Annotated in this window: 15 protein-coding genes and 1 pseudogene; 5 read left to right on the top strand and 11 right to left on the bottom strand. The window is 66.9% G+C overall.

The genetic code is table 11. The annotated features are described in order from the left end of the window. Positions 1-143 precede the first annotated feature (143 nt). The 3 genes from MPSD_RS10665 to MPSD_RS10655 form a co-directional block, all read right to left on the bottom strand. Complete coding sequence (locus tag MPSD_RS10665) at positions 144-1,607, bottom strand: HNH endonuclease signature motif containing protein (RefSeq protein ID WP_020787887.1); 1,464 nt, start codon at positions 1,605-1,607, stop codon at positions 144-146. A gap of 64 nt (positions 1,608-1,671) precedes the next feature. Then, the gene (hisS, locus tag MPSD_RS10660; RefSeq protein ID WP_015355863.1) at positions 1,672-2,934 is read right to left on the bottom strand and encodes a histidine--tRNA ligase; all 1,263 of its coding nucleotides are present in this window, start codon (positions 2,932-2,934) and stop codon (positions 1,672-1,674) included. Then, complete coding sequence (locus MPSD_RS10655) at positions 2,931-3,605, bottom strand: MBL fold metallo-hydrolase (RefSeq protein WP_020787888.1); 675 nt, start codon at positions 3,603-3,605, stop codon at positions 2,931-2,933. The genes hisS and MPSD_RS10655 overlap by 4 nt, the downstream gene beginning before the upstream one ends. Positions 3,606-3,745: 140 nt before the next feature. Between MPSD_RS10655 and MPSD_RS10650 the strand changes: the two genes are divergently transcribed. Continuing rightward, entirely contained in the window at positions 3,746-4,633 is an 888-nt protein-coding gene (locus tag MPSD_RS10650; RefSeq protein WP_020787889.1) for a peptidylprolyl isomerase, read from the top strand. A gap of 56 nt (positions 4,634-4,689) precedes the next feature. On the opposite strand, the gene MPSD_RS10645 is transcribed toward MPSD_RS10650, so the two are convergent. The 6 genes from MPSD_RS10645 to yajC form a co-directional block, all read right to left on the bottom strand. After that, positions 4,690-7,053: a RelA/SpoT family protein gene (locus MPSD_RS10645; RefSeq protein ID WP_020787890.1), complete on the bottom strand. Its 2,364-nt coding sequence runs from the start codon at positions 7,051-7,053 to the stop codon at positions 4,690-4,692. 76 nt (positions 7,054-7,129) lie between these two features. Then, positions 7,130-7,699, bottom strand: coding sequence for an adenine phosphoribosyltransferase (locus MPSD_RS10640; RefSeq protein WP_015355866.1), 570 nt, complete (start codon positions 7,697-7,699; stop codon positions 7,130-7,132). Beyond that, entirely contained in the window at positions 7,681-9,393 is a 1,713-nt protein-coding gene (locus MPSD_RS10635; protein ID WP_232022809.1) for an ABC transporter substrate-binding protein, read from the bottom strand. The genes MPSD_RS10640 and MPSD_RS10635 overlap by 19 nt, the downstream gene beginning before the upstream one ends. 5 nt (positions 9,394-9,398) lie before the next feature. Next, complete coding sequence (secF, locus tag MPSD_RS10630) at positions 9,399-10,739, bottom strand: protein translocase subunit SecF (RefSeq protein WP_020787893.1); 1,341 nt, start codon at positions 10,737-10,739, stop codon at positions 9,399-9,401. 4 nt (positions 10,740-10,743) lie between these two features. After that, positions 10,744-12,591: a protein translocase subunit SecD gene (gene secD, locus MPSD_RS10625; RefSeq protein WP_020787894.1), complete on the bottom strand. Its 1,848-nt coding sequence runs from the start codon at positions 12,589-12,591 to the stop codon at positions 10,744-10,746. A 111-nt stretch (positions 12,592-12,702) separates the two neighbouring features. Then, complete coding sequence (gene yajC / locus MPSD_RS10620; RefSeq protein ID WP_015355869.1) at positions 12,703-13,035, bottom strand: preprotein translocase subunit YajC; 333 nt, start codon at positions 13,033-13,035, stop codon at positions 12,703-12,705. Positions 13,036-13,264: 229 nt separating this feature from the next. Between yajC and gabT the strand changes: the two genes are divergently transcribed. The 4 genes and pseudogenes from gabT (at position 13,265) to MPSD_RS28400 (ending at position 20,498) form a co-directional block, all read left to right on the top strand. After that, the gene (gene gabT / locus MPSD_RS10615; protein ID WP_020787896.1) at positions 13,265-14,605 is read left to right on the top strand and encodes a 4-aminobutyrate--2-oxoglutarate transaminase; all 1,341 of its coding nucleotides are present in this window, start codon (positions 13,265-13,267) and stop codon (positions 14,603-14,605) included. Positions 14,606-14,785: 180 nt separating this feature from the next. Beyond that, complete coding sequence (car, locus tag MPSD_RS10610; protein ID WP_086084652.1) at positions 14,786-18,310, top strand: carboxylic acid reductase; 3,525 nt, start codon at positions 14,786-14,788, stop codon at positions 18,308-18,310. A 153-nt stretch (positions 18,311-18,463) separates the two neighbouring features. Then, a pseudogene (locus MPSD_RS29205) lies at positions 18,464-19,476 on the top strand (PE family protein); the annotation flags it as partial. Positions 19,477-20,330: 854 nt separating this feature from the next. After that, the gene (locus tag MPSD_RS28400; RefSeq protein ID WP_020724894.1) at positions 20,331-20,498 is read left to right on the top strand and encodes a hypothetical protein; all 168 of its coding nucleotides are present in this window, start codon (positions 20,331-20,333) and stop codon (positions 20,496-20,498) included. A 37-nt stretch (positions 20,499-20,535) separates the two neighbouring features. Here the strand turns inward: MPSD_RS28400 and MPSD_RS10595 are convergent, their stop codons facing one another. Together MPSD_RS10595 and MPSD_RS10590 are read right to left on the bottom strand one after the other, a co-directional pair. After that, positions 20,536-21,222, bottom strand: coding sequence for a hypothetical protein (locus MPSD_RS10595; protein ID WP_086084650.1), 687 nt, complete (start codon positions 21,220-21,222; stop codon positions 20,536-20,538). A gap of 89 nt (positions 21,223-21,311) precedes the next feature. Next, positions 21,312-21,698: a DUF1304 domain-containing protein gene (locus MPSD_RS10590; protein WP_036427408.1), complete on the bottom strand. Its 387-nt coding sequence runs from the start codon at positions 21,696-21,698 to the stop codon at positions 21,312-21,314. Positions 21,699-21,792: the final 94 nt, after the last annotated feature.

The raw sequence follows: 21,792 nt of genomic DNA, 5'->3' as shown, positions 1-21,792 counted from the left end.
GCGCCGACCCGCCCATGAACTCGATGAAGTTCGCGAAAGGTGGCTTGCTACCGGAATTCAGGTCGCAGCGATAGTCGTCTGAGCTCGACAACACAGAACGAAGTACATCGCTTGCACGCATCTTTGACGGCGCAACGAGCCAGCTAGAAGGGCGGCGGTTCCTCGGCAGCGGCGCAGGTGCGGGTCTGCAAGTCCGAACCCTGCGCGAACACGGTGCGGGGTTGGCGCGCCTGCCGGTTGCGACGGCGTTCGGTAGCGATCAGATGGGCCCGTTGCTGAGCCCGAGTGCGACGCCGTTGGGGCATCATCGCGCCCCGACCGTCGCCACAAGCGCCCTGCGCGGCCGACCTCGTGGGCACGCGGCCGGTGGGTGCACACAGCGAGGGGAACAACCACGCGCTACCCGGGGTGGTGACATAGACATGCCCGTCGGGCAGACCCCAGATCACGGTTCCATCGGGCAACTGCTGGTCGCGCCAACCCCAGAACGTCTTCAGCAGATGGTGTTTGCGGCATAGGCATTTCAGGTTCGAGGGGTGCGTGAGGCCGCCAGCCGCGTAGGGCACCGTGTGGTCGACGTCGCAGTCGGCGGCCGGGCGGTCACACCCGGGAGCCCGGCAAGTGAGGTCGCGACAGCGCACAAAGTCAGCCAGTTGCGCCGATGGGGTGTATCTCGGTTCGGCAATCTCGGCCGGCCGGATCACGGGCACCAGCCTGGCGGACTTGGCTAGCTCGGCGACCAACTCGGCCGGGACAAGCCACTCCGACCCCGCCAGCACGCCCGGCGCGGTCCCCGCGCCCTCGACGCTGGCCCGCTCGGCAATGACATGTATCACGATGTTGCTCGAACGCTCCGGTTCCGACACCGCGCACTGAGCCGACCCACAACCGCACACCAGCCGCTCGATACCGGCGGCCAGCGCCCCCAACGCGTCGGCGCGCCGCTGCTTGCGCGTGCGCGGATCGGCCGCACACACGGTGGCCACCAACTCATCGAGTCGCCGATCAAGGGCTTGCCCAGCGGTGGCAACCACACTGCCCTCCACCCAGGCCATTCCCGAACCATTCCCAATGACGTCGACGTACCGGTCCGAGGCCGCCTTGTGCGCCTGGCGCACCGCGTCATGATCGACCTTGGTGACAATCTGGTCGACCGCCGCGCCCAGCCCACCGCGCGTCAGCGAGGGGCGACGCGATACCAGCGCCGCCACCTGGGCATCCACCTTGGCCAACACGTCGGCATCGGCGATCAGATCGGTGCGAAACACAATTGTCTGAAAGCTCCGATAGTCGATGTCACCGGACTCGAACACCTTGCCGACCAGCGGCAGCCGATCCCGCATCGCCATCGCATAGCGCAGATAGCTCGCCCCCATCGCCACGCTGCAGCGCAACCTGGCCGATACCTGGGCGGCGACCGCCTCCCAGGTATCGGTTGCCCACTGGGCCCGCTCCCCCGACTCGCGGCACCGCAGTACGAACAACTCCCCGATCGCCACCAGGCGCCCGGCCGCTGACTGCGCCTCTGACCGCGCGGCCTCACCCACCCGATCCAGCAACGCCGCCGACTCGGATGTCGCACGACTGGCGTACCAGAATTCGAACATACATTCGATACTACCACGGGGGTACGACACGAACGGCGATCGCCCCGACGGGGGCGCGGCCGGGCTAGCGTCCGAGCTTGGAAATCACGTCGTCGACAACCGAATCCGTCGACACCGATACCTGCTCGCCGGTACCGAGGTCCTTCACCCCGACCGTGCCCGCCTCGATGTCGCGATCCCCGGCGACCAGCGCAACGCGCGCACCGGAGCGGTCAGCCGCACGCATCGCGCCCTTGAGCCCACGGTCACCGTAGGCGAGGTCGACGCGAACACCCGAGGCCCGGAGCTGCCCGGCCAGCACCGCCAGCGTCAGCTTCGCCTGCTCGCTCAATGGCACCCCGAACACGTCGCAGCGGGCGCTCTCCCCCACGCTCTTGCCTTCGGCGCGCAACGCCAGCATCGTCCGATCGACACCCAGCCCGAACCCGATGCCCGACAGGTCCTGCCCGCCCAACTGCTTCATCAGGCCGTCGTAGCGGCCCCCGCCACCGATGCCGGACTGTGCGCCCAACCCGTCGTGCACGAATTCGAAGGTGGTCTTGGTGTAGTAGTCGAGCCCGCGCACCATGCGCGGGTTGATGACATAGGGCACCCTGAGCGCGTCCAGATGCGCCAGCACCGTGTCAAAGTGCTGCTTGGCGACATCGGAGAGGTGGTCGAGCAGCACCGGGGCCTCGGCGGTCATCGCCCGCACCTCCGGGCGCTTGTCGTCGAGCACCCGCAATGGGTTGAGTGCAGCGCGCCGGCGGGTCTCATCGTCGAGGTCCAAACCGAACAGAAACTCCTGCAACAGTTCTCGGTACTGCGGCCGACAGGTCTCATCACCGAGCGAAGTGATTTCCAACCGGAACCCGTCCAGCCCCAGCGAACGGAAGCCCGCGTCGGCGATGGCGATCACCTCGGCGTCCAGCGCCGGATCGTCCACCCCGATCGCCTCCACGCCAACCTGCTGCAACTGGCGATACCGGCCGGCCTGCGGACGCTCGTAGCGGAAGAACGGACCCGCGTAACACAGCTTGACCGGCAGCGCCCCACGGTCCAGGCCGTGTTCGATCACCGCCCGCACCACCCCAGCGGTGCCCTCGGGCCGCAGCGTCACCGAACGGTCACCACGGTCGGCAAACGTGTACATCTCTTTGGACACCACGTCGGTTGATTCACCCACGCCACGGGCAAACAGCGCGGTGTCCTCGAAGATCGGCAGTTCGATGTGGCCGTAGCCGGCCCGGCGGGCGGCCGTCAGCAGGCCGTCGCGCACCGCCACAAACTGCGCCGAGTCCGGTGGCACGTAGTCCGGCACGCCTTTGGGAGCACAGAATTCCGTCACGTGCTCAACCCTTCCAGGAACGGGTTGAAGCGCCGTTCGGCACCGATGCTGGTGGAGTTGCCGTGCCCGGGAAGCACCACGGTCTTGTCGTCGAGCACCAGCAGCTTGTCGACGATCGAACGCAGCAGGTCACGGCCGCTGCCTCCGAACAGATCGGAGCGGCCGATGGAGCGCTCGAACAGCGTGTCGCCGGTGAATACGACGTCGCGGTCATCTTTGGCCGCCTGCGGCACCCGAAAGCACACCGATCCGCGGGTGTGCCCGGGTGTGTGATCCACGTTGACGCAGATGTTGCCGAGGTCGATCTTGTCGCCGTCGCAGTCCAGTTCGACGACCTGTTTGGGCTCACGGAAGAAGGCACCGGCGAACAGCTGTGCCACCCGCGGCCCCAGGCCGTAGATGGGGTCTTTGAGCATGAATCGGTCCTCGGGATGGATGTAGGTCGGGCAGCCGAACGTATCCGAGACCTTCTGAGCGGACCACATGTGGTCGATGTGCCCGTGGGTGATCAACACCGCGGCCGGAGTCAGCCGGTTCTTGTCCAGAATGCGACGCAGTTGGCCCATCGCACGCTGGCCGGGGTCGACGATGATAGCGTCCGTTCCAGGCCGCTCGGCCAGCACGTAACAATTGCACTGCAACACGCCGGCGGGAAATCCGGTGATCAACACGATTCCCAGTTTCCCATTCCCGCGGACCGGCGACGATATGGGCCAACACCGTGGGGTGCTTGACAAGGATTTCGGCGCTGACATTAGCCTGGGCTGGCCACTCGGCCCGATTCACCGGACAAGCAGGGAGGCCATCGGCCGTGCCGACCAACCAGCAGCGACGTGCCACAGCCAAGCGCAAACTAGAGCGGCAGCTGGAGCGCCGCGCCAAGCAGGCCAAGCGCCGGCGGATCCTGATGATCGTGGGTAGCGCAGTGGCCGCGGTCGCCGTGATCGCCGCCGTAGTGGTCGTTGTGGTGATCAACAAGGGCGATCACAAGACCACCGCCTCCGCGAGCCCCAGCAGTTCCGAGCCGACCAGCTCCGCCGCTGCACCCGCCGACGACTCGGTACCGCCGCTGCCGGCGTTCAAGCCTTCGGCCAACCTCGGTGCCAACTGCCAATACCCGGCATCCCTGGACAAGGCCGCCAAGCCGGCCAAGCCGCCGCGGTCGGGCAAGGTGCCGACCGAACCGGCCCAGGTGAGCGCGAGCATGATGACCAGCCAAGGAAAGGTCGGCCTCATGCTGGCCAACAACGAATCACCTTGCACGGTAAACAGTTTCGCCAGCCTGGCGCAGCAGGGCTTCTTCAAGGACACCAAGTGCCATCGGCTGACCACCTCGCCGACGCTGTCGGTGCTGCAGTGCGGCGACCCGAAGGGCGACGGAACGGGCGGTCCGGGTTACCAATTCGCCAACGAGTACCCCACCGACCAGTACCCGCCCAACGACCCGGCACTGCGCCAGCCGGTGATCTATCCGCGCGGCACCCTGGCCATGGCCAATGCCGGCCCGGATACCAACAGCAGCCAGTTCTTCATGGTCTATCGCGACTCGCAGCTACCGCCGCAGTACACCGTGTTCGGCACCATCCAAGCCGACGGGCTGGAAACGCTGGACAAGATCGCCAAGGCCGGTGTCGCCGGTGGCGGCGAGGACGGACCGCCAGCACTTGATGTGACCATCAAGTCGGTGTTCCTCGACTAGCCGGAAAGCGCCGTGAACGGCCTCGGTAGCCGCCGCTAGGCGGCTCCAGGCCGTCTCTAGGCGGCCGAAGTCACCCGGTAGACGTCGTACACGCCCTCCACGTTGCGCACGACGTTGAGTAGATGCCCCAGGTGCTTGGGGTCGCCCATTTCGAAGGTGAACCGGCTGATCGCCACCCGGTCACCCGAGGTGGTCACCGACGCCGACAGGATGTTGACCTTCTCGTCGGCCAGCACTCGGGTCACATCCGACAGCAACCGGTGCCGGTCCAGTGCCTCCACCTGAATGGCGACCAGGAACACCGACGACGGCGACGGCGCCCAATGCACCTCGATAATGCGCTCGGACTGCTGTTTGAGCGACTCCGCGTTGGTGCAGTCGGTGCGATGCACGCTGACTCCGCCACCGCGGGTCACAAAACCCATGATGTTGTCGCCGGGAACCGGTGTGCAGCACTTAGCCAGCTTGGTCATTACGCCCGGGGCACCGGGCACCGAGACCCCGACATCGTCGGAGCTGCGCGGACGGCGCGGGATGGTGGTCGGCGTGGCCCGCTCGGCGAGCTCCTCCTCGGCCTGGTCGATGCCGCCAAGCTCGGCCAGCAGCCGTTGCATGGCATGGCGGGCAGACACGTGCCCCTCGCCAATGGCGGTGTAGAGCGCCGACACATCGGTGTAGTGCAGCTCACGGGCAACCGCCCCCATGGACTCGCCATTGACCAAGCGCTGCAACGGAAGCCCACCGCGGCGCACTTCGCGCGCAATCGCCTCCTTACCCGCCTCCAGCGCCTCCTCACGCCGCTCTTTGGCGAACCACTGCCGGATCTTGGTCTCGGCGCGTGGCGAGACGACGAACTGCTGCCAGTCCCGCGATGGCCCGGCATTGGGCGCCTTGGAGGTGAAAACCTCTACCACTTCGCCGTTTTCCAGCTGGCGTTCCAGTGCCACCAGCCGCCCGTTGACCCTGGCGCCGATGCAGCGGTGGCCAACCTCGGTGTGCACCGCATAGGCGAAGTCCACCGGTGTCGATCCGGTGGGCAAGGTGATGACATCACCCTTGGGTGTGAACACAAAAATCTCTTGTACGGCAAGGTCGTAACGCAACGACTCCAGGAACTCGCCCGGGTCGGCGGCCTCCCGCTGCCAGTCGAGCAGTTGACGCATCCACGCCATGTCGTCGATCTCGGCTGCCGCATGTGGATGGGGAACACCGTTGCGGCCCTTGGCCTCTTTGTAGCGCCAGTGCGCGGCGATGCCGTATTCGGCGGTGCGGTGCATGTCGCGGGTGCGGATCTGCACCTCCAGCGGCTTGCCCTCCGGGCCGACCACGGTGGTGTGCAACGACTGGTACACACCGTATCTGGGCTGGGCGATGTAGTCCTTGAACCGCCCCGCCATCGGCTGCCACAGCGAATGCACCACGCCCACAGCGGCATAGCAGTCCCGGATCTCGTCGCACAGGATGCGGATGCCGACCAGGTCGTGGATGTCGTCGAAGTCGCGGCCCTTGACGATCATCTTCTGGTAGATCGACCAATAGTGCTTGGGGCGCCCCTCCACGGTGGCCTTGATCTTCGATGCACTCAGCGTGGCGATGATCTCGGCACGGACCTTGGCCAGGTAGGTGTCGCGCGACGGCGCTCGGCCGGCCACCAGACGCACGATCTCGTCATACTTCTTGGGATGCAGGATGGCGAACGACAGGTCTTCGAGCTCCCACTTGACGCTGGCCATCCCCAGTCGATGCGCCAGGGGGGCAATGACTTCCAATGTCTCGCGGGCCTTGCGTGCCTGCTTCTCCGGGGGCAGAAAGCGCATGGTGCGCATGTTGTGCAACCGGTCGGCCACCTTGATCACCAGCACCCGCGGATCGCGAGCCATGGCGGTGATCATTTTGCGGATGGTCTCGCCTTCGGCGGCGCTACCGAGCACGACCCGGTCCAGCTTGGTCACCCCGTCGACAAGATGGCCCACCTCCTCGCCGAACTCTTCGGAAAGCGCCTCGAGGGTGTATCCGGTGTCTTCGACGGTGTCGTGCAGCAGCGCCGCCACCAGGGTGGTGCTGTCCATGCCCAACTCGGCCAGGATGTTGGCAACCGCCAGCGGGTGGGTGATGTAAGGATCACCGGAATGCCGGAACTGGCCGGCGTGGCGCTGGTCGGCGACCTCGTAAGCCCGCTGCAGCAGCGAAAGGTCGGCCTTGGGGTACACCTCGCGGTGCACCGCCACCAATGGCTCGAGAACCGGGTTGATGGCGCTGCGCTGAGCGGTTATCCGGCGGGCCAGCCGGGCACGCACCCGACGGGAGGCGCTGCTGGTTGTCTTGAGGGTCTCAGCCGGCGCCGCCTCGGGCGCCTCTACCACCGGTGGCGACTCGACGGACGGCACGACTGCCTGCGTCGTGCTTTGGTCATCGGCCACCGTCGTCACCTCCGACCTAGAGGATATCTCCAAAGTTGGACTTGCCCCGCTCGTTCTCGGCCGCTGCCGGCGCAGACTAGGCCCGGCTCAGACTGTGCACCCGCAACGGCGCGATCGCCTCGCGACCGCGCAGCGCCGTCAGTTCGACCACCACCGCCGCCCCGGTCACCCTGGCGCCAGTGCGCTCCAGCAAGCGCGTTGCCGCCCCGAGGGTCCCACCCGTGGCCAACACATCATCGATGATCATCACGCTGCGGCCCCGCAGCTCGAGGCTGTCGGCGGGAATCTCCATGCTGGCAGCGCCATATTCCCTGTCGTATTCCTCGGTGAGCACCGGCGGTGGCAGCTTGCCGCTCTTGCGAATGGACAGCACGCCGGTGCCCAGGCGTGCGGCCAGGGCCGCGGCAACCAGCGACCCACGCGACTCGATACCGGCCACCAGGTCGGTGCCGGCCGCAATGTCGGCCAGCGCGTCGATCACCGCAGCCATCGCCTCACGGTCGGCAAACAGCGGAGTCAGATCCTTGAACTGAATGCCAGGCTTGGGGAAATCTGCCACGTCCCTGGTAAGCGACGAGATCAGATCCGCGACGGGGGCGCTCCCCCGCCCAGTTACCACTAAATCTGTCACTGCATCAACGCCCATCGGTCCATGTTCCAGCCTGCCCCCCAGCGAGTCGGATTCCTGCTCACGGCATACATCTTTTTTGACATCAGCAACATGCGCTCCTGCCGATACAACGGCAACGTTGGCATATCATCCCAGAGTACCGGCGCCCCCTCGGCGAGCAACCTGACACGCTCTGCCGGATCAGCGGACACCGCAAGTGCACTGATGATGCCGTCAATTTGCGGATTTGCGTAGCCCGACAGGTTGTTTCCGTTACCGCTGTGCAGGTCATATGCATCCATCGACGACGAACCCGTGGACCCGCTACCGGAGGCCCCACCGGTACTGGCCAGCAAAACATCGATCTTGCCGTCCCGAAGCGCCCCGGGCCCCACTGTGTCCAGCGTCACATCAGAAACCGAGATGCCGGCCGGCCCGCACGATTTGGCGATGGCGCCGATGATGGCCGCCAGCCGTGCATTGGGCCCGTGGTAGCCGATGCGCAGGGTCAGCGGCGCACCGCCGAGCGCATCGCGTGCGGCGCCCGGATCACCCTTGGTGAACTTGCCCCCCTCCGTGGTGCCGTCGGCCCCGGCGATGGCGTCCTCGGTGGCCGGATTGAGCCGCGAGTTGGCGATCGGAACTCCGGCGTCGCGCGAAATCGCGTCCCGTGGCGTACACAACGCGACGGCGCGACGATTCCGAACATCGGCCAGCGGCCCCTTCGGCGAGAAGATCAGCTGTTGGATTCCCTCCGATGGCGAATCCGTGCGCTGGTAATTGTCGGGGGTGGTCAAGGTCCCCGAGGACCCGGCCGCGACGTCGACCACGTCGACGTCACGATTGTTGACCCGGTCTTGGATGTCGGCCCCCTGCGGCCGGACGATGACCCGCTTGGTGATCGCCTTGGCGCCCCACCAACGGTCGTTGGCGACGAGCACCACGCCACCATCGTCGAGAATCGACTCGATCTTGTACGGCCCCGAAGACGGGAAGTGTTTGAGATCCACACCCCGCTTGAGATCCCAGGTGGTATTCCACAGTCGCGCGATCTGCTCCACCTGGGGAGCCTTGTTGTCCAGCAGCGCCGCGGTGACGTCGATGCCAAGCTCATCGGCCAGGACGTGCGACGGCATCAATGATGTCGCGGTGAACAGCTGGGCGTAGTCGACGACCGCGCGATCCGGGATGAAGGACACTCGGGCCTTCTTCTGCCCGGGCGTGCATTCGATGTTGGCGATGTCGACGTAACCGGCCTGCGTTGCGGCATCGAAACCCGCGTAACGCCCGGATTCTGCGGCCCAGGCCAGCACCAGGTCGTCACAAGTCACCTGCTTGCCATCGGAATAGACGGCGTCGTCGGCGATTTGATAATCGAGCACCAAGGGCGCGCCGCCCACTACCGAGATCGTTCCGAAGTCGTGGTCGGCCACCACCTGGCCGTCGGGTCCGTGGTACCCGAACCCCGTCAGCACTCGGGCAAATGCCTGCGCTCCGGCGGATGCGGCTCCGGTGACGGTGTTGGTGTTGTAGGTGGGCAGCGGACCATCAACCACATAGTCGATCTGCCCCGCCGCACTACCCGAGCACGCGCTCAGCGAGGATGCCGCAGCCAGCGCGGCGACGCCGACAGCGGCGATCTTGTGCCCATTGCCCCCGAAACCGCGCCGCAGGACGTTGCGCAATCCCGACCACCGGCTGAAGTTGCGTTCACGACGACAGCTGGCCATCGCGACTACCGACGGCCGGCGTTGCGCTTGCCGGTCGGACGTTTGGTAGCGGTGGGGCGCACCGGGCGCGCACCTGACGCCGGCTTGTTCGATGCGGCCGGCTTCGCGTCAGCCTTCTCACTCGGGCGCGCAGTCTCTGTCGATGTCTCGGCGGCGGTGGTCTCGGTGAGCTCCTGCCCCGACTCGGCATCGGCTTCTGCGCGCTCGCCGGCCGCACGCGAAGCCGGAGTGCGACGCTTGATCACCTTGCGGGTGTGGGACCGCACCAGCTCGGTGCGCTCACGCAGGGTCACCAGCAACGGAGTGGCGAAGAAGATCGATGAGTAGGTGCCCACAATGATGCCGATCAACTGCACCAGCGCCAGGTCCTTCAACGTCCCGACGCCCAGCAGCCAGACCGCCACCACCATCAGTGACAGCACCGGCAATACGGAGATCAGGCTGGTATTGATCGAGCGCATGAATGTCTGGTTCACCGCCAGGTTGGCCTGCTCGGCGAAGGTGCGCCGAGTGGTGTGCTGAAAGCCGTGCGTGTTTTCTTCGACCTTGTCGAACACGATCACGGTGTCATAGAGCGAGAACCCGAGGATTGTCAGCAGTCCGATGACGGTGGCTGGGGTGACTTCGAAGCCCACCAGCGAGTACACCCCTGCGGTGACGGTCAGGTCGAAAATCATCGCCGCGATCGCCGAGATCGTCATGTACCGCTCATAGCGCACGGTGATGTAGGTGGCGACCAGCACCAGGAACACCACCAGGGCGATCACCGCCTTCTTGGTGATCTGCCCACCCCAGGTCTCCGATACCGCGGCGTCGCTGATGGCTTTCTTGCTGGGCTTGCCGTCGGCCCCCTTGGGGTGGAACGCGTCGAACAGGGCGTCGCGCAGCTTTTCCGTCTGTTCGTTGGACAGCGTCTCGGACCGGATCTGCACGGTCGCCGAAGCGCCGCTACCCACGGTGACGACCGATTCGGGATCGCTGCCCACGACGTTGTGGAAAACCTCTTCAACCTGAGTGACCTGGCTGTCGCCTCGCGGGAACGACACCGTGGTGCCGCCCTTGAAATCGATCCCGAACGTGAAGCCGCGCACGATGATGCTCAGGATCGCGATCGCCATGATCGCCCCGCTGATGCCGTACCAGAGCTTGCGCCGTCCCACCACCTCGAAGGCCCCGGTACCGGTGTAGAGCCGGGAGAGCAGGTTGTGGTGCGGCAGCCCAGTGGCCTTCTCGCTGCCCGAGCCGCTCAGTTCGGCCGAGCCCTCGGAGGCTTCGGTGAGTTCGACCGCCGAAGCGCCCTTCTTGTCGTTTTTGGCTGTGGTTTCGGCCTTGGTCTCCGACGCCATGGCGTTATCCCCGTCCCGTCTTCGCGATGCCCGATCGAGTCCTCGAGTCGGAGGCACGCCGTTCGCGAGCAACCTGCTGAACCGCACCCAAGCCGTTGTAAGCCGGCTTCGCCAACCGTGGCGACTTAGAGGCCAAGTAGACCAGCGGCCAGGTCACCAGGAAGACCACGACGATGTCCAGAATCGTGGTAAGGCCCAGCGTGAATGCGAAACCCTTCACCTGCCCGATTGCCAGGAAGTACAGCACCGCGGCGGCCAGGAAGGTGACCGCGTTACCCGACACGATCGTCTTGCGGGCGCGCGCCCAACCTCGTGGCACCGCCGAGCGGAACGAACGACCCTCACGGATCTCGTCCTTGATTCGTTCGAAGAACACCACGAACGAGTCGGCGGTGGTGCCGATACCGATGATCAGACCCGCGATACCCGCCAGGTCAAGGGTGTAGTTGATATAGCGACCCAACAACACCAGGATCGCGAAAACCATTGCACCAGAGGCGATTAGCGATAGCGCCGTGAGCAACCCGAGCACCCGGTAATACAGCAGGGAGTAGAGCAGCACCAACGCCAGACCGATCGCGCCCGCGATCAGGCCCGCTCGCAGCGACGTCAAACCCAATGTCGCCGAAACCGTTTGTGCCTCAGACGACTCGAAAGACAGCGGCAGCGAACCATATTTCAGGACGTTGGCCAGCTGGCGTGCGGTCGATGCGCTAAATGGTGGCTCTCCCCCACTGATCTGGGTCCGGCCGCCGGGTATCGCCTCCAGAATCTGCGGTGCGCTCACGACCTGCGAGTCCAAGGTGAAGGCGGTCTGAGTACCGATGTGAGCGGCCGTGTAGTCAGCCCAGGTGTTGGCCGCCTGGCTCTTGAACTGCAGATCCACCACGTAGCCGATGCTGCGCTGATCCATTCCGGAGGTGGCGTTTTGAATCTGATCGCCGCTGATGATCGACGGCGCCAGCAGGTAGGCGGTCTTGTGGTCGGTGGAGCAGGTCACCAGGGGCAACTTCGGGTCATCGTTGCCGGCCAGGATGTCGTCCTTGCCGCACTGGGTGGCCTCGAATTGCAGAGCGACCATCTGGATGTACTGGTTGGTGCTCTGCCGCCACTTCTTCTCCTTCGCAATCCGCTCAGCGAGATCCTTGCGCGGATCCGGCAGCGCGGGCTCTTCGCCCGGCGGCAAGTCCGCCGGCTGCTGGGCCCCGGTGGCGGGTGGCGCGGGGCTGCCCGTCGGGGCCGGGCTGGGAGCGGGAGCCGGCGACGGCGGTGGGTCCTGCGGATAGGGCCGCGGCTGCGCCCCCGGGCGGCCCGGAGTTCCCGATTGCGGGGCAGCCGGGGCGCCGGATTGCGGCGAAGCGGGAGCACCGGATTCGGGCGGTTGCCCCGCATTCGGCGCCGGTCCGCCTGGGGCGGGCGCAGTGCCGCCCGGCTGCTGCGGTTCCTGCTGCGGTTCTTGGGCAGCGGGCTGGGCAGGCATCGAGTTCATCACCGGCCGGATGTACAGCCGTGCGGTCTGCCCGAGGTTGCGAGCTTCGTTGCCGTCGTTTCCGGGAACCGTAATGACCAGGTTGTCCCCGTCCACAACGACCTCGGAGCCAGACACACCGAGCCCGTTGACCCGGGCGCTGATGATCTGCTGGGCCTGGGCCAGCGCCTCGCGGCTGGGGGCCGAGCCGTCCGGGGTCCGCGCGGTCAGCGTGACCCGGGTGCCGCCCTGCAGGTCAATACCCAGTTTGGGGGCCGCCTTCTTGTCCCCGGTGAGGAAAACCAGCAGGTAGACGCCGATCAACAGGACCAGAAACACCGACAGGTAGCGGGCAGGATGCACCGGCGCAGAAGACGACGCCACGTTCCGTTTATCTCCTTGAAATTCCGTTCTTACCCCCGACAGAGCCTACGTGGCGCTGCGGGGCGCGTGCGTCACGCACGCGGCTTGCCATGTTCGGACCCCGAACCCCGATCACAGCTCCTTGGCTGTGTGGCTTTCCGAGATTTCTGGGCTTTCTGCATCGAGGTCGCCGTCGGAGTCGTCATCGGGCAGGATCCGGTCGCGTACGGCCAGCTTCATCCAGGTCGTGACCACACCGGGGGCGATCTCGAGGTCGACGGTGTCCTCGGTGATGCCGACGACGGTGGCCTGTAGGCCAGAAGTAGTGTGCACCCGGTCGCCAGGCTCGAGCGACTCGTGCAGGTCAATGGTGGCCTGCATGGCCTTGCGCTGCCGTCGCGAGGCGAAGTACATGAAGCCGCCCATGATGAGCAGGAACGGCAAAAATAGGACGAAACTCTCCATCAACACGCCTGTCTTTCGAATCGGCATTCCCTCGGCATTCGAGGACGGCGCCGAGCGTGACACCGGGCTCGCGCGCCTCGTAACGGTCCAGTCTGCCATTCCCGCAGGTCGCACCCCGACGGGCACCCGCCCCATTGCCGTCCCGCCCCACAGGGATCGCCGGGCTGCGGTGAGCAGATACGCTTTTACCCGCGACGCGACCCCCGCGCCGCGCGAGAGGAGAACACCCGTGGCCAGCCTCGATCAAAGTCGTCTCTTGGTCACCGAAATCCCCGGCCCCGCGTCGTTGGAGCTCAACAAGCGCCGGGCCACGGCGGTGTCGGGTGGCGTCGGGGTCACCCTGCCGGTGTTCGTGGTTCGCGCGGGTGGCGGAATCGTGGAGGACGCCGACGGCAACCGGCTGATCGACCTCGGCTCCGGCATCGCCGTCACGACTATCGGCAATTCGGCGCCCCGCGTGGTGGACGCGGTACGGGACCAGGTGGAGCAGTTCACCCACACCTGCTTCATGGTGACCCCCTACGAGCATTACGTGGCCGTCGCCGAACAGCTCAATCGGATCACCCCGGGCTCCGGCGAGAAGCGGACGGTGCTGTTCAACTCCGGCGCCGAGGCGGTGGAGAACTCCATCAAGGTCGCCCGCGCGCACACCCGTAAGCAGGCCGTGGTCGCGTTCGACTACGCCTACCACGGCCGCACCAACCTGACGATGGCGCTGACCGCCAAGTCCATGCCGTACAAGAGCGGCTTCGGCCCCTTTGCGCCGGAGATCTACCGCGCACCGGTGTCCTACCCCTACCGGGACAACCTGCTCGACAAAGACATCGCCACCGACGGTGAGCTTGCCGCCGAACGCGCCATCAACCTCATCGACAAGCAGATCGGCGCCGCCAACCTGGCCGCGGTCATCATCGAACCGATCGCGGGCGAGGGCGGCTTCATCGTTCCGGCCGACGGTTTCCTGCCCGCGCTGCAGCGGTGGTGCCGCGACAACGACGTGGTGTTCATCGCCGACGAGGTGCAGACCGGATTTGCCCGCACCGGCGCCATGTTCGCGTGCGACCACGAGAACGTCGAGCCCGACCTGATCGTCACCGCCAAAGGCATCGCCGACGGATTCCCCTTGTCGGCGGTCACCGGCCGGGCCGAGATCATGGACGCCCCGCACACCAGCGGCTTGGGCGGCACCTTCGGCGGCAACCCGGTCGCGTGTGCGGCGGCCCTGGCCACCATCGAAACGATCGAACGCGACGGCATGGTCGAACGGGCCCGCCAGATCGAACGACTGGTGATGGACCGATTGCTGCGCCTGCAAGCCGCCGATGACCGTCTCGGCGATGTGCGCGGCCGCGGCGCCATGATCGCCATGGAGCTGGTGAAATCGGGCACTGCCGAACCCGACGCTGCGCTCACCCAAAAGCTGGCCGCCGCCGCCCATGCTGCCGGCGTAATTGTCTTGACGTGCGGAATGTTCGGCAACGTGATCCGGCTGCTGCCACCACTGACGATCAGCGACGAGCTGCTGTCCGAAGGCCTCGACATCCTGTGCCAGATCCTGGCCGACCTCTAGCCGGCCCGTCCCCCATCCGTCGACACCCGGACTCGGCGGTGGGGTAGATCACACCCTTTGGCGACACTTGGCCCGGCCGAGGCATTGAGAAAGTTATTTACTTTAGCTAACGTTCTAGTTGTCTAGCGCAACGTCGCGCGGTCAAATTCTCGATTTTCTGAGCTATTGCAAGGATCTGCCATGTCGCCAATCACGCGTGAAGAGCGGCTCGAGCGCCGCATCCAGGACCTCTACGCCAACGACCCGCAGTTCGCCGCCGCCAAACCCGCCACGGCGATCACCGCAGCAATCGAGCGGCCGGGTCTACCGCTACCCCAGATCATCGAGACCGTCATGACCGGATACGCCGATCGGCCGGCTCTCGCTCAGCGCTCGGTCGAATTCGTGACCGATGCCGGCACCGGCCACACCACGCTGCGACTGCTCCCCCACTTCGAAACCATCAGCTACGGCGAGCTTTGGGACCGCATCAGCGCACTGGCCGACGTGCTCAGCACCGAACAGACGGTGAAACCGGGCGACCGGGTCTGCTTGTTGGGCTTCAACAGCGTCGACTACGCCGCGATCGACATGACTTTGGCGCGGCTGGGCGCGGTGGCCGTACCACTGCAGACCAGCGCGGCGATAACCCAGCTGCAGCCGATCGTCGCCGAGACCCAGCCCACCATGATCGCGGCCAGCGTCGACGCACTCGCTGACGCCACCGAATTGGCTCTGTCCGGTCAGACCGCTACCCGAGTACTGGTGTTCGACCACCACCGGCAGGTTGACGCACACCGCGCAGCGGTCGAATCCGCCCGGGAGCGCCTGGCTGGCTCGGCGGTCGTCGAAACCCTGGCCGAGGCCATCGCGCGCGGCGACGTGCCCCGCGGTGCGTCCGCCGGCTCGGCGCCCGGCACCGATGTGTCCGACGACTCGCTCGCGCTACTGATCTACACCTCGGGCAGCACCGGTGCGCCCAAGGGCGCGATGTACCCCCGACGCAACGTTGCGGCCTTCTGGCGCAAGCGCACCTGGTTCGAAGGCGGCTACGAGCCGTCGATCACGCTGAACTTCATGCCAATGAGCCACGTCATGGGCCGCCAAATCCTGTACGGCACGCTGTGCAATGGCGGCACCGCCTACTTCGTGGCGAAAAGCGATCTCTCCACCTTGTTCGAAGACCTGGCGCTGGTGCGGCCCACCGAGCTGACCTTCGTGCCGCGCGTGTGGGACATGGTGTTCGACGAGTTTCAGAGTGAGGTCGACCGCCGCCTGGTCGACGGCGCCGACCGGGTCGCGCTCGAAGCCCAGGTCAAGGCCGAGATACGCAACGACGTGCTCGGTGGACGGTATACCAGCGCACTGACCGGCTCCGCCCCGATCTCCGACGAGATGAAGGCGTGGGTCGAGGAGCTGCTCGACATGCATCTGGTCGAGGGCTACGGCTCCACCGAGGCCGGGATGATCCTGATCGACGGAGCCATTCGGCGCCCGGCGGTACTCGACTACAAGCTGGTCGATGTTCCCGACCTGGGTTACTTCCTGACCGACCGGCCACATCCGCGGGGCGAGTTGCTGGTCAAGACCGATAGTTTGTTCCCGGGCTACTACCAGCGAGCCGAAGTCACCGCCGACGTGTTCGATGCTGACGGCTTCTACCGGACCGGCGACATCATGGCCGAGGTCGGCCCCGGACAGTTCGTGTACCTCGACCGCCGCAACAACGTGTTGAAGCTGTCGCAGGGCGAGTTCGTCACCGTCTCCAAACTCGAAGCGGTGTTTGGCGACAGCCCACTGGTACGGCAGATCTACATCTACGGCAACAGCGCCCGTGCCTACCTGTTGGCGGTGATCGTCCCCACCCAGGAGGCGCTGGACGCCGTGCCTGTCGAGGAGCTCAAGGCGCGGCTGGGCGACTCGCTGCAAGAGGTCGCAAAGGCCGCCGGCCTGCAGTCCTACGAGATCCCGCGCGACTTCATCATCGAAACAACACCATGGACGCTGGAGAACGGCCTGCTCACCGGCATCCGCAAGTTGGCCAGGCCGCAGCTGAAAAAGCATTACGGCGAGCTTCTCGAGCAGATCTACACGGACCTGGCACACGGCCAGGCCGACGAACTGCGCTCGCTGCGCCAAAGCGGTGCCGATGCGCCGGTGCTGGTGACGGTGTGCCGCGCGGCGGCCGCGCTGTTGGGCGGCAGCGCCTCTGACGTCCAGCCCGATGCGCACTTCACCGATTTGGGCGGCGACTCGCTGTCGGCGCTGTCGTTCACCAACCTGCTGCACGAGATCTTCGACATCGAAGTGCCGGTGGGCGTCATCGTCAGCCCCGCCAACGACTTGCAGGCCCTGGCCGACTACGTCGAGGCGGCTCGCAAACCCGGCTCGTCACGGCCGACCTTCGCCTCGGTCCACGACGCCTCGAATGAGCAGGTCACCGAGGTGCATGCCGGTGACCTGTCCCTGGACAAATTCATCGATGCCGCAACCCTGGCCGAAGCTCCCCGGCTGCCCGCCGCAAACACCCAAGTGCGCACCGTGCTGCTGACCGGCGCCACCGGCTTCCTCGGGCGCTACCTGGCCCTGGAATGGCTGGAGCGGATGGACCTGGTCGACGGCAAACTGATCTGCCTGGTCCGGGCCAAGTCCGACACCGAAGCACGGGCGCGGCTGGACAAGACGTTCGACAGCGGCGCCCCCGAACTGCTGGCCCACTACCGCGCACTGGCCGGCGACCACCTCGAGGTGCTCGCCGGTGACAAGGGCGAAGCCGACCTCGGACTGGACCGGCAGACCTGGCAACGCCTGGCCGACACGGTCGACCTGATCGTCGACCCCGCGGCCCTGGTCAACCACGTACTGCCATACAGCCAGCTGTTCGGGCCCAACGCGCTGGGCACCGCCGAGCTGCTGCGGCTGGCGCTCACCTCCAAGATCAAGCCCTACAGCTACACCTCGACAATCGGTGTCGCCGACCAGATCCCGCCGTCGGCGTTCACCGAGGACGCCGACATCCGGGTCATCAGCGCCACCCGCGCGGTCGACGACAGCTACGCCAATGGCTATTCGAACAGCAAGTGGGCCGGCGAGGTGCTGTTGCGCGAGGCGCATGTCCTGTGTGGCCTGCCGGTTGCGGTGTTCCGCTGCGACATGATCCTGGCCGACACCACATGGGCGGGACAGCTCAACGTGCCGGACATGTTCACCCGGATGATCCTGAGCCTGGCGGCCACCGGTATCGCGCCGGGTTCGTTCTATGAGCTTGCGGCCGACGGCGCCCGGCAACGCGCCCACTATGACGGTCTGCCCGTCGAGTTCATCGCCGAGGCGATTTCGACTTTGGGTGCGCAGAGCCAGGATGGGTTCCACACGTATCACGTGATGAACCCTTACGACGACGGCATCGGACTCGACGAGTTCGTCGACTGGCTCAACGAGTCCGGTTGCCCCATCCAGCGCATCGCTGACTATGGCGACTGGCTGCAGCGCTTCGAAACCGCACTGCGCGCACTGCCCGATCGGCAGCGGCACAGCTCACTGCTGCCGCTGTTGCACAACTATCGGCAGCCGGAGCGGCCCGTCCGCGGGTCGATCGCCCCTACCGATCGCTTCCGGGCAGCGGTGCAAGAGGCCAAGATCGGCCCCGACAAAGACATTCCGCACGTCGGCGCGCCGATCATCGTGAAGTACGTCAGCGACCTGCGCCTACTCGGCCTGCTCTGAGGACGGGGACAAGTCCAACGGCCCGAACCCATCGTGGAGCTGGGCGGTGTTTGCAAATTTTTTGCTAACAATGTGAATTTTCTATGCGCTGCGCGTGAGGTGGGTGTCACATTCTTATAGGAGACTGACCGCCCTACCGCAGGAGCGCCAACGATGTCGTCTTTTGTAATCGCAACACCTGAGTTCTTGACCGCGGCAGCAAACGATTTGAGTGGGATCGGGGATGCCGTGCGGGCGGCTACCGGGGCAGCGGCGCCGTCGACCACGGCGATAGCCCCGCTGGCCGGCGACGAGGTATCAGCGGCTGTCACCCGAATGTTTGGCGCCTACGCGCAAGAATTTCAAACGCTCAGCGCGCGCATGGAGCAGTTCCATACCGACTTTGTGCGGGCACTACTTACCGGCGCAGGAGCCTATTCGGGGGCTGAGGCCGCCAACGCCTCGCCGCTGCAAACCCTGGAGCAGGACCTGCTGGCGGGCATCAACGCCCCCAGCCAAATGCTGACCGGGCGCCCGCTGATCGGCAACGGCGCCAATGGGGTGGACGGCACCGGGGCGGCCGGCGGGGACGGCGGGTGGCTGGTAGGCAACGGCGGCAACGGCGGGTCGGGCGCGCCCGGGCAGGCTGGTGGCGCGGGCGGATCAGCGGGCCTGTGGGTGCCGGCGGGGCCGGCGGCGCCGGCGGCAGCGCGACCACTCCCGGCGGGGCTGGCGGAGCCGGCGGGACCGGCGGCGCCAACGGGCTCATCGGCGGCGGCAACGGCGGGGTCGGTGGCGCCGGTGGAGCGGGTGCGGCCGGTGGAGCCGGTGCGGTCGGCAGCACCGCGCAAGCGGGTGGGACTGGCGGTGACGGCGGGGCCGGTGGGGCCAATAGGCAACTGGTGTCGTTGTTCGGGGCCGGCGGGGCTGGCGGGGCCGGCGGGGCCGGCGCGGACGGAGCCGCGGGAACGTTGGGCTCGGCCGGCGTGACCGGACAAATCGGTGGTTTCGGCGGGACCGGCGGGGCCGGCGGGGCCGACCAGTCGCTGATCGGCGGGTCCAGTGGTGGCGGCGGGGCCGGCGGCCTGGGCGGGGCCGGCGGCCTAGGCGGCAACGGCGGCGACGCAACGGGCTTTGGCATGACCGGTGGCGACGGCGCAATGGGCGGCGCCGGCGGCGCCGCCGGCGCCGCGGGGGCCGCCGGCGCCGTGACCGTGCCAGTCAATTTCTTGGCGCATGCCGGCTCCGACGGCGGCATCGGTACCGGCGGCAACGGCGGTCTCGGCGGCAACGGCGGTCTCGGCGGCAACGGTGGGGCCGGCAGCATCGGCACCACCGGCACCGACGGCACCGCCCCGACCACGGGCGGCCCCGGTGGCGCCGGGGGTGACGGAGGCGCTGGCGGCGCCGGTATCGGTGGGGTCGGCGGCGGGTCCGGTGGCAACGGCGGTATCAACACCGGCACCGGCGGCACCGCCAGCGCGAGCGGCGGTACCGGCGGCAATGGCGGTGCCGGCGGCAATGGCGGGGCGCCCGGCGCCGCCAACGCCATCGGCGGTCAGGGCGGCCAAGGCGGTATTGGCGGAAATGGCGGAAATGGCGGCAACAACACCTCTGGCATCGATACCGCCGTCGGATATGCCGGCGGTGGCGGAGGAGGTGGCGCGGGCGGCCACGGCGGCAACGGCGGAGGCAACGGTGCCCTCGGCGGCCAAGGCGGCACCGGCGGCACCGGCGGCACCGCATCCAGTAGCAACACCGGCCCGACCCCAGCGCCGGTACCGGCGGAGGCGGTACCGGCGGAGGCGGTGGCGGAGGAGGCGCGGGTGCCGCCGCCGGGACGGGTGCCGTCGGCGGGGGCGGCGGTGGAGGTGGCGCCGCCGGCGGCGCCGGTGGCGCCGCCGGAAATGGAGGCGCGGGAGGCAACGCCATAGCGTTCGCCGGCAGCACCACCTTCAGCAGCGCCTTCGGCGGCTCCGGAGGCACCGGGGCTCCCGGGGGCACCGGCGGCGGGGGCGGCGGCGGTCCCCTGGCCTCCACCTTGAGCCTTGACGCTGGTAACGGCGCCGATGGAGTCAACGGCGGCACCGGAGGAACGGGCACCACCAGCGGCGGCTCGGGCGGCACGGGTGGGGGCGCGGGCGGCCAGGGCGGCAATTCCTTCCAATTTGTGCCCAGCGCCGCGGGCGGCGCCGGCCAGTCCGGTTAGTACCGGCGCCGGCCGGCGGCCAGGTCGCTCTACCCGGCTACACGCCGGCGCGGTGTCGGCGGAACGGGTGAAACGCCAGGCCGTGATGCTCGGCCTCGGCCTCGCTCTCCTCGGGTTCCTTCGGCGCTTCCTCTTCCGTTGCCTCGTCCTTTGACTTGGGATCCTTGGACTCGGGCTCGTCCTGCGGCTCCTCCTCGGCTGTCTGGTCCGCCTCGGGCGCGTAGGCCGCATAGGCCGGCGCGGGTACCGGTTGGATATCGCGCGCCAATCGCGCCACCAGCCTTGCCAAGACGGCACCGGCCATGAACACGATCACCACACCCAGGCCCGAAAAGTACGAGACCTCGATGAGGGCGCGTTTGAAGTTCGTGGCCGCGACCGGGTCGCCAACGGAGCCGATCCTCAACAGTGGGGCGAGCGAAACTCCGACCACAAACCAGGCTCCGGCAAGACCGGCCAGCCAGCCACCGAACACCGCACTGGCGCGGTTTGTGGAAATGATCAATAGCAGACCAGCGACCACGGTCACGATGCCAGGCAACACCTCCAGCCAGCCGCGGGCGGCGGTCCACGCGTGGCCGGGGGTATAGCCGAAATCGAAGCTAGGCCCGACAAATGGGATCAGCGCTCCCCAGGCGCCCAGAACCACTAGAAGTATCCCGGTCACCGCGCCGCGCGAGCGTGGCATGCCCAACCGGGCGGGGCGATCTTCTGTGTGCGTCATCGCAATCTCCTCTTCCGATACCTTTTCGGGTACCCGAAAGCTGAGGCGATGTAACGCCCGTCACAGGATCAAGGCAGCAGCGAATCGCCCTACGACGCGAGCCCGAGCCCGAGCAGGACCAGGCTGATCACCGGAAACAGGCCCTGCGTCACCGCGGCTCGCGCCTTGTCCGGCGCCGAGATCAACAACACGACCGCCGCCGCGGCCATCGATCCGACGCCGGCGAAGATGAGTGCGGCTCCGATCCCGTTGTGGCCCATGGCCACACCGGCGATGCCCAATCCGCCGACAATCGCCAGAAACAGGTTGTAGAAGCCCTGATTGAAGGCCAGCAGCTTGGTGGTTTCAGCTTCCTCCGCCGTCGTGCCAAACGTCGCGCAGGTGCGCGGCGAGGTCCAGGTCAGCGACTCCATGGTGAAGATATAGACGTGCAGCAGTCCCGCCAGCGCGGCAAATATCAACCCGGCGATGATCATCATCACGGCCTTCCACTCGAACTACTCGAACGGCACCGGCTCGGTTCACCCGGCGGGTGGAGTCGGGTATGCGCGACCATACCGGCCCGGACCT

Source organism: Mycobacterium pseudoshottsii JCM 15466 (assembly GCF_003584745.1).
Classification (GTDB): Bacteria; Actinomycetota; Actinomycetes; order Mycobacteriales; family Mycobacteriaceae; genus Mycobacterium; species Mycobacterium marinum.
The sequence above is the reverse complement of the archived record's forward strand: the minus strand, read 5'-3'. Positions and strand labels throughout refer to the sequence as shown.

Coding starts and splice junctions, on each gene's coding strand:
- MPSD_RS10665 (WP_020787887.1), bottom strand. CDS start 1,607: ATGTTCGAATTCTGGTACGCCAGTCGTGCGACATCCGAGTCGGCGGCG.
- MPSD_RS10640 (WP_015355866.1), bottom strand. CDS start 7,699: ATGGGCGTTGATGCAGTGACAGATTTAGTGGTAACTGGGCGGGGGAGC.
- MPSD_RS10635 (WP_232022809.1), bottom strand. CDS start 9,393: ATGGCCAGCTGTCGTCGTGAACGCAACTTCAGCCGGTGGTCGGGATTG.
- secF (WP_020787893.1), bottom strand. CDS start 10,739: ATGGCGTCGGAGACCAAGGCCGAAACCACAGCCAAAAACGACAAGAAG.
- yajC (WP_015355869.1), bottom strand. CDS start 13,035: ATGGAGAGTTTCGTCCTATTTTTGCCGTTCCTGCTCATCATGGGCGGC.
- car (WP_086084652.1), top strand. CDS start 14,786: ATGTCGCCAATCACGCGTGAAGAGCGGCTCGAGCGCCGCATCCAGGAC.
- MPSD_RS10595 (WP_086084650.1), bottom strand. CDS start 21,222: ATGACGCACACAGAAGATCGCCCCGCCCGGTTGGGCATGCCACGCTCG.
- MPSD_RS10590 (WP_036427408.1), bottom strand. CDS start 21,698: ATGATCATCGCCGGGTTGATATTTGCCGCGCTGGCGGGACTGCTGCAC.